We start from the raw sequence: 15877 nt of genomic DNA on the forward strand, positions 1-15877 counted from the left end.
TATACAGTTGATCTTATGTGAGTGTCAGTCCCTTAACAGTTGTAATTTAACATTTTAGTGATGTAACGCTTGAAAATATAGCTACATTCCCGCATTAATGGGCGGGTGTCTGAACGGATCGGATCAGACCAGAGATGCTTTTGACACTCCAAGCGAGACGGTCCCTTGAGACACCCGCTCATTAATGAAGGGTTCTTTACAATACAAAGGAGGACTTATAAACATGCCAGTAACTACTTATTATGAACAGGATGCAGAGCTTAACGTATTGAAAGGAAAAACGATCGCGGTAATCGGTTATGGTAGCCAGGGCCACGCCCAAGCTCAAAACCTTCGTGATAGTGGATTGAACGTAGTCATCGGACTTCGTGAAGGTAAATCCTTCGACACTGCAAAAAATGACGGATTTGAAGTTCTGTCCCCGGCTGAAGCAACAAGCCGCGCAGATGTAGTTCAAATCTTGCTGCCAGACGAAACTCAAGCTTCTGTATACAAAAACGAAATCGAACCAAACCTGAAAGAAGGCGCTGCATTGCTCTTCTCACACGGTTTCAACGTTCATTTCGGTCAAATCGTTGCTCCAAAAAACAGCGATGTATTGCTGGTAGCTCCTAAGTCCCCTGGTCACATGGTACGTCGTACTTATGTGGAAGGTTTTGGTGTACCGGGCCTGATCGCGATTGAGCAAGATGCAACGGGTAAAGCTAAAGAAATCGGTTTGGCTTATGCTAAAGGTATCGGTTGTACACGCGCAGGGGTTATCGAAACTTCCTTCCGTGAAGAAACAGAAACAGATCTGTTCGGTGAGCAAGCTGTTCTGTGTGGTGGTGTGAGTGCATTGGTAAAAGCTGGGTTCGAAACGTTGACAGAAGCGGGTTACGCTCCTGAAATGGCATACTTCGAATGTCTGCACGAACTGAAGCTGATCGTTGACATGATGTATGAAGGCGGACTTTCAAGCATGCGTGATTCCATCAGTAACACAGCTGAGTACGGTGACTATGTAACTGGACCTCGCGTTGTAACTGAAGATACGAAGAAAGCAATGAAAGAAGTCCTGACGGATATCCAACAAGGTAAATTCGCACGCGACTTCATTCTGGAAAACCAATCCGGACGTGCATTCTTGACAGCAACTCGTCGTAACGAAGCTGAACACCCAATCGAAGTGGTTGGCGGACAATTGCGTGAGATGATGCACTGGATCAAGAAGTAAGCATTAACTTCTAGAGCATGCACTTTAAGGTAATCAAGTAAACTTAGAGCTTTAACTGGGAATAGCGGCCGTGCTTATGCGTGAGCCGCTATTGCTGGTTCAGAGAAACATATAATAACAAGTACAGGAGGTGCGAAGCGTGCGTAAAATCTATGTATTTGACACAACGCTGCGTGATGGAGAGCAATCCCCGGGAGTCAATCTGAACACTCGTGAAAAGGTGGAAATTGCCCATCAGCTCGAGCGGCTTGGCATTGACCGGATGGAAGCGGGTTTCCCGGCGGCATCTCCAGGTGACCTGGCAGCTGTCAATGCAGTAGCAAATGCGGTCAAAAATGTGACTGTAATTGGCTTGTCCCGTTCCAGAGAGCAAGACATTGATGCAGTTAAGGAAGCACTTAAAGGTGCACAGGACCCGTGCATTCACGTTTTCCTGGCAACTTCACCTATTCACCGCCAACATAAATTGCGTATGGACAAAGCGCAGGTACTGGATACAGCTCGTTCCGCGATTCGTTATGCAAAGAAAACATTCTCGAAGATTGAATTCTCCCTTGAGGATGCAGGTCGTACCGAGTATGATTTCCTCGTGGAAATGGTGAATATGGCTGTTGAAGAAGGTGCAGCTGTCGTGAATATTCCGGATACGGTTGGTTACCTGAGCCCATATGAATACGGAAACATTTTCAAACATCTCAAGGAGAATGTACACGGTATTGAAAAGGTACAGCTGAGTGCCCACTGCCATAATGACTTGGGTATGGCGACGGCCAATACACTTGCAGCCATTCTCAACGGAGCCGATCAGATCGAAGGTACGATTAATGGCATTGGTGAACGTGCCGGAAACACGGCGATCGAGGAAATTGCTATGGCGCTGGAGACACGTCAGGAATTTTTCCAAGCGAAAACATCGCTGCAGTTGTCTGAGATTGCACGGACCAGTCGTTTGGTTAGCCGTTTGACAGGTATGGTTGTGCCTGGAAACAAAGCTATTGTTGGGGCAAATGCCTTTGCACATGAATCCGGCATTCACCAGGATGGCATGTTGAAGGAAAAAACAACGTACGAGATTATGACTCCAGAGTCCATCGGTCTGAAGGAAAGTAAACTTGTACTGGGTAAACATTCTGGTCGTCATGCCTTCCGTGAACGGTTGATTGATCTGGGATATGAGCTGGAAGAAGAAGCATTGAATCGGGCTTTCGCCCAGTTCAAAGATCTGGCTGATAAGAAAAAAGAAGTTACTGACGAAGATCTGCTTGCCGTAATTGAAGAGAAATTGCAGGATGCACCTGAGGTGTATAAACTGGAATCCATCTTCGTAACGTACGGAGACGAATCGGTACCAACGGCCAAAGTCCGCATTGCAACGCTTGACGGGGATACGCTTGAGAAGCAAGCAGAGGGTAACGGATCGGTAGATGCAATCTACAATGCGATTGACCAAGTGAGTGGGGAAGACGTAACGTTGTCTGACTATTCCATCAAATCGGTAACGCATGGTAAAGATGCATTGGGTGAAGTACATGTTGTGCTGACTCAGAATCAGGTTTCGGTACAAGGACGTGGCGTAAGCACAGATATATTGGGTGCAAGTGCACGCGCCTATGTAGACGGCCTGAATCAATTGATTGAGAAGCGCAAGACATATACGAACCGTGTAAACGTTAATCTGTAGGCTCCAATGCAAGAAGCACGCACCTTTCATTGAACTGAACTTTAAGCTGAGACACATGTATGCTGCTAGAATGATCTATCTTTAATTTAATGGATATAGAAGATCGTTCGGCTTGCTTTGTTACGTTCAGTGAGGGACGTAAAGAGTCTGACTCTCCTGTGGAGGGTCAGACTCTTTTGCTTATTATTTATATGATTATGGCAGTAAAACACAGTACATTTTCTACGATTACCTATTAAATTGACTTACGCTATCAAGCTATTACCACGCGTATGCATTAGGGGCATGTCCTCCTGGACCCGGGAAAATCTCATCCAGACGTTTGAGCACAGCTTCATCCAAAGTCACGTCCAGACATTTGAGTGCGGTCTCAAACTGCTCCAGCGTACGTGGTCCGATAATCGGGGCGGTCACTGCCGGATTGGCTGCAACCCATGCCAAAGCCACCGTATCCTGTGGTTCACCGAGATCACGACACAGTGCGGCAAAGTCTTCAAGCTGAGTTTGCTGCTGCTCAATCCGTCCAGCGATGCCCCCGCTGCGTGTTCCTTCCAGCTTCTGCAGAGCGTTACGTCCCAATAAACCACCATCCAGTGGACTCCATGGAATGACGCCGAGGCCCAGCTCTTTGGCTGCGGGCAGTACTTCCAACTCAGGCAAACGACAGTTGAGGCTATATTTATGTTGTTCGGAAACCAGGCCGAGGAAATGACGATTCTTGGCTTCACTTTGAGCGATTGCAATCTGCCATGCAGCAAAGTTACTCGATCCTACATAACCGATTTTACCCTGATGAACGGCATTCTCGAACGAACCCCACAGCTCGTCCCACGATATGGCAGGGTCTACATGATGCATCTGGTATAGCTCGATATGATCGGTCTGTAAGCGGCGGAGGGAACCCTCCAGATGCCGTCTGATTTTGTAGGCGGAGAGGCCAGCTTCGTTGTTGGGGCCATCTGTATCATCATGCATGGAGCCATATACTTTGGTGGCCAGAACTACTTTTTCACGTCTGCCTCCGCCCTGGTTGAACCAGCGTCCGATAATTTCTTCGGTAAGGCCGGAATTTTCACCCCAACCGTAGATGTTAGCGGTATCAAAAAAGTTCACGCCTGCATCGAGTGCTGCGTCCATAATGCGGAAAGCTTCTTTTTCATCTGTAGCAGGCCCGAAATTCATGGTACCGAGACAGATTCGGCTGACCTTGAGGCCTGATTTACCCAAATACGAATATTGCATATTGCTTATCCCTCCTGCGTACCTGATTTGAATTCAGCTATATTTTAACCCAGCCGGGAGGTCAGAACAACTTGGAAAGGCCAATCTCTATTGGCTTATAGGTAAAATCTATTAAAGTCATAGATTGTATATCTTGGTCAAATGACCTTGGAATATGATACAAAGGAGAGAGTTAATATGAGACGTTACTTTATGAATAATTAATGAATGAAATATAAGGAGTGGACAACCCAATGGCAGACGTGAAAAAAATTGCAGTTATTGCAGGTGACGGAATTGGCCCTGAAGTCGTAGCTGAGGCTGAGAAAGTTCTTAAACGTACGGAGGAAGTATTCGGTTATCGTTTTGAAACAGAGCATGCGTTGTTTGGCGGAATCGCGATTGATGAGAAGGGTACACCTCTTCCTGAAGAAACACTGACTGTATGTAAAAGTGCAGATGCAGTCCTGCTTGGAGCGGTTGGTGGTCCAAAATGGGATAACAACAGCAAGGAGCTTCGCCCGGAAACAGGCCTGCTGGGTATTCGCAAAGCACTTGGATTGTTCTCCAACCTGCGTCCGGCTGTTGTATTTGATTGCTTGAAGGATGCTTCAACTCTGAAGCCTGAAGTACTGGAAGGTACAGATCTGATGGTGGTACGTGAGTTGACAGGTGGGATCTACTTCGGTGAGAAATTCAGACGTGAAAGTGCACAGGGCGAAGAGGCAGTAGATACGTGTGCATATAATGTAACAGAAGTGGAGCGGATCGTTCGTCAGGCATTCGAAATTGCGCAAGGACGTCGCAAAAAGCTGGCTTCTGTAGACAAAGCCAACGTATTGGAAACTTCCCGTCTCTGGCGTGAAGTCGTGAACCGGGTAGCACCGGATTATCCGGATGTTGAACTGGAGCATGTACTGGTAGACAACTGCGCGATGCAATTGCTGCGTCGTCCGTCCAGCTTCGATGTCATCGTAACGGAAAACATGTTTGGAGATATCTTGAGTGATGAAGCAGCGATGTTGACAGGTTCCATCGGTATGCTCGCATCTGCATCACTGGGAGAGGGCAGCTTCGGACTCTATGAGCCAGTACACGGTTCTGCACCGGATATCGCAGGTCAAGGCCTCGCTAATCCGATTGCAACCATTCTCTCTTTGGCATTGATGTTCCGTACAACCTTTGGTTATACAGAAGGTGCGGATGCCATTGAAGCGGCTGTATCGGATGTATTGAACGCAGGACACCGCACAAGTGATATTGCTGTAGACAAGAGCACAGCGATCAGCACGACCGAAATGGGCGATTTGATCGTGGCGGCTATTCAGAAACAGGCGTAATTATATTACCAACTACAGGCAGCCCTTTGTTTCCAGTTATGGAATGTACAGAGGGCTGTTCCTTTATCATTTTTGCCACGAAAAATCCTTATTTATAATGATTATAAAAAAATAATGTTTATAATCTTGACTTTGGGAAGTCCGGATGATAACATTTTACTTGTACTTGTTATCAAGGTTCAAATCATTTTAATTACAGGAAAAGCGTACGCGTTTTTCTTGATGATGAGCAATCCGCAAGGATGCTTACATAATCCCAAAGGAGGAATTTTTAGTTATGGCAGAACGTTTGGTAGGTAGACCAGCACCGGATTTCGCAATGGAAACAGTATCGGGAGACGGACAAGACTTTGGTTCCGTTAAACTGTCCGATTATCGTGGCAAATGGCTTGTATTCTTCTTTTATCCTTTGGACTTCACATTTGTGTGCCCAACTGAAATTACAGCTTTGAGCGTTGCTTCCGAGCAATTCAAAGCTTTGGATACAGAAATTCTTGGCGTGAGCGTAGACTCCGTACACAGCCACAAAGCATGGATCAATACACCTGTAGACAGCAATGGTCTGGGTCAATTGAACTTCCCGCTGGCTTCCGATATCACGAAGCAAGTGGCTAAAGATTACGGCGTTCTGATCGAAGAAGAAGGCGTAGCATTGCGCGGTCTGTTCATCATCGATCCAGAAGGCGAATTGAAATATCAAGTGGTTAACCACAACGATGTAGGCCGTAGTGTTGAAGAAACACTTCGCGTACTGCAAGCACTGCAATCCGGCGGATTGTGTGCAATGAACTGGAAACCAGGCGACACTAACCTGTAAGCCAGATTAACTTGAACGGTTTTTGTTCAAGCCCTCATCCCGTTAGGGATTGAGGGCTTTTTGCACCCTTTTGACGGAAGTTATCACGAAGTTAATCAAAAGTGTTTGAACAAGCAGCTAAGCGTGTTAATAATATATTAGAAGAAAGTCTTCTTTTTATCTGTTGAAAGAGGAATTGATGGCCTTCAAGGCGAATAGGGTATGGAAACCCGGTAAATATTCCGGTGCTCTGCATTTATAATCTGTACATGAATGTGATACACTGATGGAACTATTCCTTTTTGGAAGTGCTGTAAGTGTACGGGATGGCATTTTAACAAAAAAAGTCCCGTCACGTAATAAGGAGGGTGAACAAAAATGAGTTACTGTTGTGGGGCAAGTATGGTTGGAACGAAGGGCACGCTGAAGCATTACCGCACCCAGGTTCATAATGTTCCCCTGCTGTTTTGCCCGGTGTGTCACCGGGTTGAGGTGCATTATAAAGTGGAAAACGAATACGAAATTCTGGCTGAATATGCGCATGGAGACGGTGCATCCGAGATTGACTTTCAAGATTATGTTACAGAAGATGAGGATGCGATTTTTGAAAACTGTGTAAACCGTGAGAGCGAGGATGCCATGGTCATTGTGCAGCGCCAGATTGATATGGCTCTGGATTTGCTCAGGCTCGCGAAGGAAACCAAAGACGAGAAGTGGGAAAGCGAACTTAAACGTCGATTAGCTGTGATGAGTCAGCGCAGACTGAAAATTCAGCATAATAAGACCGGACTATAGATGATCTCGGATATATCACCAATTAAAGATATTAAAAACGAAGCTGATTTGCCTACTGGGTGAAACGGCTTCGTTTTTGTGCTGTGTTCTGGAACTAATTCGAGGTTTTTTTTAAAATAATTTCCATTCGACACTTTCTCCGATTGACTCTCTTCTATAAACTTGTCTATGATAAAAACAGACTTGCAAAAGAGGCGGAGCAAAAAATGTTCGTGTTTGGGAATAGGAGAAGGTCAGAATGGGACAAACGTATATGATTTTCCGGATCGACTGTTGGTTACCGGGAATAGACCAGCTTGAGTTCCGGCCATGCCATCCATATTTTCGGCTCAGCCCCCCAACGAAAGGGCACCGGTAATGAAAAATAAAATCGGCCCTTCCTGTTTCTGTGATGATATGATGTCCGAATGGCAAGTTTATCATTTACGTGAAAAGGAGGAACCTGACATGATTAGTGAATTTCAGGATACAGTGCCTCAACCAACGGATGGTTTCCCGCCTGTGCATCTGGATAACAACAAGTACGAGAATGTACTGGAACATCTGGATAGCGGTATTATGTTGTTTGACAGTCACGGTGTATTGACGTTTATTAACGTTCAGATGGCAAAGTTGTTGGAACTTCCAAGAAGTCTGTTGAGCGGCTGCACCCTGATGCAAATGCTGCATCATCCGCAGATGAGCCGATTCAAGAAAAAGAAAATTTTACGTATCTATCGGGAAACTATTTTTCATCGTAAGCGCTATCATGAGTTGATTGATGAATACGGAAGGCATTGGCTGGTTACTGTGACGTACGGTGATCAGATGGATGGCGACTTCTTGTTCAGCGTCAAAGATGTATCTGATTATAAACAAATTGAACAGACCGCTTATCAAAATGACAAACTTGCGATGCTGGGGCGAATTTCAGCATCTATTGCTCATGAAATTCGTAATCCGTTGACTGCAATCCGTGGGTTCATTCAACTGCTCAGGCCCCATTTGCTGCAGCTCGGCAAAGACGAGTACGCTCGAATCATACTGACGGAGATTGATCGGGCGAATGACATCATCTACGAATTTTTGAATTCTTCCAAACCGTCAGCTCCACAGAAGACCGTGATATCCGTCGACTCTTTGCTCAAAGAGGTGGTCTTGCTGACCGAAAGCGAAGGGTTGATGAAGGGATGCGAGATCGTACTGGATGAAGGGGATGCCCCGCTGAATGTGTCCATTGATGTCAAACAGATTAAGCAGGTTATTTTGAATATGGTGAAAAACGCAATGGATGCCATTGAGGAAGTTGGCGAAGAACATACGGGTCTAATTCGAATATCTACCGCCACGGAAAACAAATTCGTGCAGATCTCCATCGCGGATAACGGTCATGGGATGGACCATAACACGCTTGTACGTCTGTTTGATCCATTCTTCACGACCAAGGAGAGCGGAACGGGGCTTGGACTTTCGGTGAGTTACCGGATCATCAAGAACCATGGAGGAACCATCTCTGTGGATAGCAAAAAGGGCGAAGGCACGCGGTTTATAATTATGTTACCCTTGGTATATTGAGAAAAGCGGGGAGTCGAGGAGTTGGCCATTTGCCAACTCCTTTGTTTTATGTTGCCAATAACGGTTATAGTTAGTAATGAATGCGAATACATAAGCTCCATAACGGAAGGATGAGATGCAGATGGAAATCCAAGGAGTGGAACGAATGAATCAACAACTGATGGATCACGTGGGAAAAGTGATTGTGGGAAAAGAGCATACGATAGAGCTGGTAATGACAGCGATCATAGCGTCAGGGCATGTGCTGCTGGAGGATGTACCGGGTACTGGGAAAACGATGCTTGCCAAATCGGTAGCTTCCTCATTGGACTGCACATTCCAACGGATACAGTTTACACCGGACTTGCTGCCCTCGGACTTAACAGGGATTCATTTTTTTAATCAAAAAGAAGGGGATTTTGAATTCCGACCCGGCCCCTTGTTTGCCAATCTTGTACTAGCCGATGAGATTAACCGGGCTACACCGCGTACACAATCAAGCTTGCTGGAGTGTATGGAAGAGCGCCAGATCAGTATCGACGGTTCAACGAGACAGCTGGAACGGCCATTCATCGTTATCGCCACCCAGAATCCTGTAGATAACCAGGGAACTTTTCCACTACCTGAAGCGCAGATGGATCGTTTTATGATGAAAATTCGCATGGGTTATCCAAGCAGTGAAGAGAGTGTAGAAATTTTGAGACGTACGGTAGCCAGTCGTTCTGTTGATGATCTCTCGGCAGTGATCAGTCGTGAAGAACTTTTGAAGGCGCAGGATACGTATAAAACAGTGCAAATCAACGAAGATCTGCTACGATATATCATTCAGTTAACCGAAGCGACAAGGCAACATCCAGAGCTCTCGCTTGGCGTAAGTCCACGAGGGGCTCAGGCATTACTCAAGGCAAGTCAGGCATGGGCTGCACTGCATGGCAGAGACTTTGTTTTGCCTGATGATATTAAAGTACTGGCGGAACCTGTGCTGGCGCACCGACTGGTATTCCGTAACCGGATCAGACAACAAGAGGGCTTGGCGGAGCGTATCATCCAGGAACTTCTGAATCAGACAGAAGTGCCTACGGAGAATCTCGCTACAAGCGGGCGTTAATCTTATGGCATTATTATGGCTTGTCCTTGTTGGAGGCATTGTCGTTGTTATACATGGTGTGTGGTTTGGACGACCTGCACTGCGAAAACTCAAGTACAGCAGACAATTCAGCAAGCTGCGTTGTTACGCTGGAGATGAACTTGAGATGGTGGAGACGATATCGAATGAGAAACGAGTCTCCGTACCGTGGCTCAGACTTGAATCGATGATGCCAGTGTCGTTTGTATTTCGTTCCGGCTCAGGTATGGATATTAGTCAAGGCGAAATCTATCAGAACCATAAGAGTATTTTTACGTTAAAACCGTTTACTCGTATTACGCGCAAGCATCCTTTTACATGTACTCAGCGTGGGATTTATCCATTAAATACAGCAACGATGACAGGTGGGGATCTCTTTGGTGTGTGGCGTTCCACCAAACCAATTCCTTTGCAAATGTCTATGATCGTGTACCCTTCATTAGTGAATGCAGAGGATCTTCCTGCAATTTATCAGGTATGGCAGGGAGAAGTGGAAGTATCACGATGGATCGTTGAAGATCCTTTCTTGATCCTGGGTGTTCGGCCTTATGGTGCAGGCGACCCCATGAATCGTATTCACTGGAAAGCGAGTGCACGTACAGGTGAATTACAAGTCTACAAACAGGGATGGACGGCTGATCCGCAATCCTGGATTGTAGTCAATATTCAGGAATCTGCAGATATGTGGAGTGTTGTTACTCGACCGGAAAAGATTGAACGGGCACTTCGTTACGCTGCCACGGCTGCAGTGGATGCCATCGGGAGAGGGTTGCCGGCAGGCTTCGCCCATAATGGTTATCATGTGGGTGGAGGCCGCGATACACTTCGGATTGAGCCGGATTATGGCACGCCCCATCTGGAACGGTTACTGGAAGCTATGGCCGAGACAGAGTTAAAATGTATGGTGCCCATGGAGCAATTCCTGAATGATGAAGTACGTCTGAATGAAGAAGCACAGCAAATCCGCAGCTATCTGCTGATTACATCCTATGTATCTGCCGCTATGGAGCACGAGATTGCACGTCTGCACGAACAAGGACATCGTGTAACGATTCTCCCGGTAGAGGACGTGAAGGGTAATACAAAGGCGGTGAGTGCATGAGGAACAGACCGGTAGCGACGACCACAGGACTCATAACAATGCTTGCCGTCTTGATGGCTGGTATATACCTTTTTCCGATATTTACGCTTGCTTCATTCTACGCAATGGAACATTTGCCGTACACATTATTCATCTTGGTTGTTCTTGTAGGTTGGTTGGGACAGTTCATTCGGCATAAAATTCCAGGTTTTAGCGAGAAAAGTACACTCATTCGTGGACTAGCGGCACTAGTCATAGGATTTCTCTTCGCACTCGTTGTTGGGATGAGCCTTATTCTCCCGTTGCCGGATATCATCACATTGGTACTGTGTGGAGTCATCTCGGCTTATGCAGGTCTGACCTTCCAGCCAGTCTTTCATTCTGTGTTGTTATGGCGCTTGCAGATTATGGGTGTAATCAGTGCGATCGTGCTTATGATTGCTTCGAATTCGTTGGAATTCATGCAGCCGATACAAACCTATACCCTATGGATCTATATTGCGGGAGTGATCAGCTTTGCCTTTTGGCTGGTTGGACGATATATGCTGCAACTGGATCAGGCAATACTCAATGACGGCAAGAGAAGATTGGTATTAAGAGATTTTGCACGTGCGAATCATCAGCGGTTCATGTGGATGTTTATTGTTATCGTCGCGATTGGTGCTTTCCCAAGTCTGGCTGCCTGGCTGGGACCGCTACGTGATCGCTTGCTCGCATGGATCAGGGGATGGTTTGGTCCGATTTCCGGCGAGGAGCCACGATTACCAATGGACAACCCCAATCAGCAGTTAAATATACCGAATGACTGGAGAGAGCCGCCATCCGAGCCCTCAGTCTTCTGGAACATCCTTGGATGGGTAGTGATGTGTGCTGTAGCAGGAGTAATTCTGTGGCTGCTTCTGAGGTTGGGACAAAAAACGATAAACAGACTTATGGACCGATTCAAGGGGATGTTACAACCAGGTGAAAAGAAGGCAGAACCACGGACGGAGTATATCGATGTCAGTGAGACGCTTGATGCGCCAGCAAAAGTCCGAAAGAATTGGTTTCGCAAGAAAGAGGCGCCCCCTGCACAGGATGCCGAACGTGTTCGGTATTACTATCGGACTTGGATTGAAAGAGCAGCTCATCGAGGCGTGGAAATACAGCGGACACACACTCCGCTGGAGGCTGCACAGACCATTATTCAGAATGGTATGAAGGTAGAAGAAGATGAGCTATCTGCGAGACTACCAGATACGTATAATGCCGTCCGTTATGGAGAGAAAGCTCCCGATCGTTCCGATATGGTTAAGATTGACCGAATCTGGAGATCTTATCGAAGTAAATAAGTCCGGAATCCCTTTACTTTTCTTGTCACGTTCAAGTATCATGAGAGGAATACACAAGTTGGTCAGAAAAGGAGCAGACATTAATGAAGACAAATCATTGCAAAATTGTAGATTGTACGATCCGTGATGGCGGATTGGTGAATAATTGGGACTTTAGCGTGGACTTTGTTCAACAGCTATATGCTGGATTGAATGAAGCTGGCGTTGATTATATGGAAATTGGATATAAGAACTCTCCAAAGTTGCTTAAAGGTGCCGAGGAAGCAGGACCATGGCGTTTCCTGAACGATGATTTCCTGCGTAAAGTTATTCCTCAAAAAGGCAATACCAAACTGTCTGCACTGGTTGACGTTGGACGTGTGGACGAAAATGATATCTTGCCTCGCAGTGAGAGCATGCTGGATCTGATCCGGGTTGCCTGCTACAGCAAAGATGTAGACAAGGCACTTGCACTGGTTCAAACATTCCATGATCGTGGATATGAAACTACACTTAATATTATGGCACTCTCCAATGTTATGGAGAATGAATTGCTGGAAGCATTTGAATTGATCAAAGAAAGCGCTGTGGATGTTGTTTACATTGTAGACTCCTACGGTAGCTTGGACCATAATGATGTGAAATATCTGGTAGAGAAGTTCAAGACTCACTTGCCTAACAAACGTCTTGGTGTTCACACACATAATAATATGCAACTTGCGTTTTCTAACACATTGGTTGCGGCAGAACTTGGCGTCGAACTGCTTGATGCTTCTGTGTATGGTATGGGCCGTGCTGCTGGAAACTGTCCAACCGAATTGCTCGTAGCTCATCTGAAAGGAACAAAATACAATCTGCGTCCAGTACTTGGTGTATTGGAACAGTTGATGGTTCCACTCAGAGAAAAAGAAGAATGGGGTTACATTCTGCCTTACATGATTACAGGCGCGTTGGACGAGCATCCACGTTCAGCGATGGCGATTCGCTCATCGGAAGACAAGGATAAGGTTGTTGATTTCTATGATAAATTAACAACACCAGAAGTGAATTTTGATAAGTAATATAGTCTGAAATACAGTTGTAAAATAGGAAAACATGGACTCTAACTGGAGATCCATGTTTTTTTAGTTCTTAATGCCTTGTTTTTCTATATATTTGTGAATAAATATTCCTAGGAGTAACTATTTTTTAGTTCACGTATACAAAATTAAATGTTATTATGTACCAGATAGCATGTGTATGCATGTGAATTGAACGTTGGTTAATATGTTTTTTGTCGAATCATGTAGTAAGTTGTTGAGTTTGGTTAATGTAATTCAGGATAGGTGATCCCGGGAAGGAAAACACGGCATGAAGGTTAATCTGCAAGATCAGAGAAAAATAATTTGGGTCGCTGTGGGCGGCTTATTATGTTTCCTCGCAAGTCAATGGTTTCGTTCTTCTTCAAGCTCTGATCTGATCATATCGGGTTACCCGGTTTTGACACTCTTGGGTGGATTTGCTGCGGTAGCGGCTTGTATCGGCATCTATAATCAAAGCTGGTTGTTTCGGACACAGAAGCTAACGCTTCGGAGGACATTATTGACAACACTCTTTTTATTGATTGGTCTGTTTGAACTGGTTCATATCGTTTCATTTGCAGAAGAGATTCCAAATGGAGCCATGATGGAATCGGAGTTCTCCTTAATGATGTCAACCATGGGATCTTTGGTATGTTCCGTAGGTTTACTGCTCGTGTATACCTTAAATGAGAAAGAATTTGCATTACCACGCAAATTCTTACTTTTAAGTGGGACATTGGGTACCTTTGTTATTTTGTACATACTGGCTATTCAGGAATGGAGCATGTTGCCGAGTATGCTTGATGGGGAAGTGCTTGGTGGTATCTTCACTCGAGTTCATCTTATGGTTGGATTGCTCTATGGCATTATTGCTGTTCTTTTGTTTGTACAATGGAAAAAAACCAAAGACGGTGATTTACCAACCATTCTATGTGGCATTCTGTGTTTCTTTTTTGGTGAATGTTATTTTGTTTCAGCAACTGGGGTGAACGATCTCAATCTGTTATTAGGATTGCTGAGTAATTGTATGGCATATTTTTTCATTCAAAAAGGGCTGTATACGTCCGTAGTGGACACACCTTTCCTGCAACAGCAGGTCGCGGAAGCCAAGATGAACTATATTGCTCATCATGATGATGTAACGGGACTTCCAAACCGTCGTCGCCTTTCACAGCAGTTGAAAAAGATGATGGATGATGCCGTGGTACAGGAACAGCTTGTTGGTGTATTGGTCCTGAATATTAATCGGTTCAAAACCATTAATGATTCGCTTGGACAGCAAGCGGCTAACCGTGTTTTGCGTCAGGTAGGTCAACGACTGAAACAATTGTCCCTTCCAAGAGAAGAAGTCTTTGGATTGGGAAGAGATGAGTTTGCATTAACGATGACAGATTTCAGTTCAACCGATACAGCGTTGCGTCGGACAAGATCCATTTTGCAACTTTTTGAGAAGCCCGTCTTGGTTGATGGCAATGAGTATCATCTGACACTTGGAATTGGGATGGCTATTTTCCCACATGATGGGGAGTCACCACTGGAGATTATTCAAAATGCCGATACGGCTTTGCACAGTGCTAAGGAACAAGGAATGGAACTGAATCGTTTTGCCCATGCGATGCAGATGAAGGCACAGGAGCGTTTGCAACTTGAGAATGATCTGCGCAAGGCGTTGGATCGAGGTCAGTTCTACCTGGTCTACCAGCCGCAGGTTAATCTGCAAAGTGGGCTAATCGTTGGCATGGAAGCCTTGGTGCGTTGGCAGCATCCGCAGCGAGGCTCGGTATCTCCGGCGGATTTTATTCCTCTGGCAGAAGAGAGTGGGCTCATTGTGCCACTTGGTGAATGGGTGCTTCGTGAAGCGTGTGCACAGAACAAACAGTGGCAGGAAGCCGGTTATCGTAAACTGTGTGTTTCGGTGAATCTGTCGATGAGACAATTCAGGCACTCCCATTTGTTGGACAATATCAATGGTATTCTCAAAGAGACGGGACTAGAGCCTGTATGGCTTGAACTGGAGATTACAGAGAGCATGACATTTGATAAAGACCGGTCATTCGAACAGTTGCGCAAAATCAAAGAAATTGGTGTGCATATCAGTATCGATGATTTTGGAACGGGATACAGCTCGTTGCACTATCTGAAGGATCTGCCAATTGATCGGCTCAAGATTGACCGTTCATTTGTGAATGAAGTCATGGAGGACAGCAATAACGCAGCGATCGTATCTACCATCACTTCAATGGCGCATCATTTACAACTGAAAGTCACAGCTGAGGGCGTGGAGAACGAAGATCAGATGGTCTTTCTTCGCAATCAACACTGTCACGAGGCTCAGGGTTATTTCTTCAGCAAACCGATTAAAGCCGCTGAATTTGAAAAGCAGTTTTTGAGAGATGTGGATAAGCCTACAGGATAGGTAACAGCGGGGGCGCGAGGGTGCTCCTGCTTTTTTTGATGGATGCGTAATGAAAAAAATGGGAAATATGACTTGCATGCTATAGAGGATCATGGTATATTATTATTTGTAAAATCACTGTTAAATTCCTAAGGAACTTAACAATAAATCTTCAATCATGCGGGTGTAGTTCAATGGTAGAACTTTAGCCTTCCAAGCTAATAGCGTGGGTTCGATTCCCATCACCCGCTTAACGAAGCAGTGCCGAAGCCCTTGCGATGCAGGGGCTTTTTCTATTACCTTAAAAGAAATCTCGTGGTAA

General features: G+C 45.5%; 12 protein-coding genes and 1 tRNA gene. 12 read left to right on the forward strand and 1 reads right to left on the reverse strand.

The window, feature by feature from the left end:
• Positions 1–223 precede the first annotated feature (223 nt).
• Together ilvC and MHI55_RS09525 are read left to right on the forward strand one after the other, a co-directional pair.
• Complete coding sequence (gene ilvC, locus MHI55_RS09520) at positions 224–1216, forward strand: ketol-acid reductoisomerase (protein ID WP_036669754.1); 993 nt, start codon at positions 224–226, stop codon at positions 1214–1216.
• A gap of 139 nt (positions 1217–1355) precedes the next feature.
• Positions 1356–2897 (forward strand): 2-isopropylmalate synthase, encoded by a 1542-nt coding sequence (locus MHI55_RS09525; protein ID WP_017689653.1) that lies wholly within the window; start codon positions 1356–1358, stop codon positions 2895–2897.
• A gap of 261 nt (positions 2898–3158) precedes the next feature.
• Here MHI55_RS09525 and MHI55_RS09530 read toward each other — a convergent pair whose 3' ends face one another.
• Positions 3159–4139 carry an aldo/keto reductase gene (locus MHI55_RS09530; RefSeq protein WP_036669756.1) on the reverse strand — a complete coding sequence of 327 codons (981 nt, stop codon included), beginning with the start codon at positions 4137–4139 and terminating at the stop codon, positions 3159–3161.
• A gap of 233 nt (positions 4140–4372) precedes the next feature.
• Here MHI55_RS09530 and leuB point away from each other — a divergent pair, with 233 nt between their 5' ends.
• The 10 genes from leuB to MHI55_RS09580 all read left to right on the forward strand — a co-directional run bounded on the left by leuB (position 4373) and on the right by MHI55_RS09580 (position 15806).
• Positions 4373–5458: a 3-isopropylmalate dehydrogenase gene (gene leuB, locus MHI55_RS09535; RefSeq protein ID WP_036669759.1), complete on the forward strand. Its 1086-nt coding sequence runs from the start codon at positions 4373–4375 to the stop codon at positions 5456–5458.
• Between the two features lie 277 nt (positions 5459–5735).
• Complete coding sequence (locus MHI55_RS09540) at positions 5736–6275, forward strand: peroxiredoxin (RefSeq protein ID WP_036610146.1); 540 nt, start codon at positions 5736–5738, stop codon at positions 6273–6275.
• A gap of 357 nt (positions 6276–6632) precedes the next feature.
• A complete protein-coding gene (locus MHI55_RS09545) occupies positions 6633–7049 on the forward strand; it encodes a hypothetical protein (protein WP_017689649.1) in 417 nt (138 codons plus the stop codon).
• 447 nt (positions 7050–7496) lie between these two features.
• Positions 7497–8603 (forward strand): PAS domain-containing sensor histidine kinase, encoded by a 1107-nt coding sequence (locus MHI55_RS09550; protein WP_036610143.1) that lies wholly within the window; start codon positions 7497–7499, stop codon positions 8601–8603.
• A 121-nt stretch (positions 8604–8724) separates the two neighbouring features.
• Positions 8725–9690 carry a MoxR family ATPase gene (locus MHI55_RS09555; RefSeq protein ID WP_340389833.1) on the forward strand — a complete coding sequence of 322 codons (966 nt, stop codon included), beginning with the start codon at positions 8725–8727 and terminating at the stop codon, positions 9688–9690.
• Positions 9691–9694: 4 nt separating this feature from the next.
• Complete coding sequence (locus tag MHI55_RS09560; RefSeq protein ID WP_047842250.1) at positions 9695–10810, forward strand: DUF58 domain-containing protein; 1116 nt, start codon at positions 9695–9697, stop codon at positions 10808–10810.
• Positions 10807–12120, forward strand: coding sequence for a DUF4129 domain-containing protein (locus MHI55_RS09565; protein ID WP_340389835.1), 1314 nt, complete (start codon positions 10807–10809; stop codon positions 12118–12120). The genes MHI55_RS09560 and MHI55_RS09565 overlap by 4 nt, the downstream gene beginning before the upstream one ends.
• 83 nt (positions 12121–12203) lie before the next feature.
• Positions 12204–13160: an aldolase catalytic domain-containing protein gene (locus MHI55_RS09570; protein WP_047842252.1), complete on the forward strand. Its 957-nt coding sequence runs from the start codon at positions 12204–12206 to the stop codon at positions 13158–13160.
• A gap of 289 nt (positions 13161–13449) precedes the next feature.
• Positions 13450–15576 carry an EAL domain-containing protein gene (locus tag MHI55_RS09575; protein ID WP_340389837.1) on the forward strand — a complete coding sequence of 709 codons (2127 nt, stop codon included), beginning with the start codon at positions 13450–13452 and terminating at the stop codon, positions 15574–15576.
• Positions 15577–15735: 159 nt separating this feature from the next.
• A tRNA-Gly gene (locus MHI55_RS09580) sits at positions 15736–15806 on the forward strand.
• The last annotated feature ends 71 nt before the right edge of the window (positions 15807–15877 follow it).

Origin of the sequence: Paenibacillus sp. FSL E2-0151, from assembly GCF_037993015.1 — a bacterium.
GTDB lineage: Bacteria > Bacillota > Bacilli > Paenibacillales > Paenibacillaceae > Paenibacillus > Paenibacillus amylolyticus.

Bases quoted from the DNA above. Each gene is read 5' to 3' on its own strand.
- ilvC (WP_036669754.1), top strand. From the start codon at position 224: ATGCCAGTAACTACTTATTATGAACAGGATGCAGAGCTTAACGTATTG.
- MHI55_RS09530 (WP_036669756.1), bottom strand. From the start codon at position 4,139: ATGCAATATTCGTATTTGGGTAAATCAGGCCTCAAGGTCAGCCGAATC.
- leuB (WP_036669759.1), top strand. From the start codon at position 4,373: ATGGCAGACGTGAAAAAAATTGCAGTTATTGCAGGTGACGGAATTGGC.
- MHI55_RS09540 (WP_036610146.1), top strand. From the start codon at position 5,736: ATGGCAGAACGTTTGGTAGGTAGACCAGCACCGGATTTCGCAATGGAA.
- MHI55_RS09545 (WP_017689649.1), top strand. From the start codon at position 6,633: ATGAGTTACTGTTGTGGGGCAAGTATGGTTGGAACGAAGGGCACGCTG.
- MHI55_RS09550 (WP_036610143.1), top strand. From the start codon at position 7,497: ATGATTAGTGAATTTCAGGATACAGTGCCTCAACCAACGGATGGTTTC.
- MHI55_RS09555 (WP_340389833.1), top strand. From the start codon at position 8,725: ATGGAAATCCAAGGAGTGGAACGAATGAATCAACAACTGATGGATCAC.
- MHI55_RS09560 (WP_047842250.1), top strand. From the start codon at position 9,695: ATGGCATTATTATGGCTTGTCCTTGTTGGAGGCATTGTCGTTGTTATA.
- MHI55_RS09565 (WP_340389835.1), top strand. From the start codon at position 10,807: ATGAGGAACAGACCGGTAGCGACGACCACAGGACTCATAACAATGCTT.
- MHI55_RS09570 (WP_047842252.1), top strand. From the start codon at position 12,204: ATGAAGACAAATCATTGCAAAATTGTAGATTGTACGATCCGTGATGGC.
- MHI55_RS09575 (WP_340389837.1), top strand. From the start codon at position 13,450: ATGAAGGTTAATCTGCAAGATCAGAGAAAAATAATTTGGGTCGCTGTG.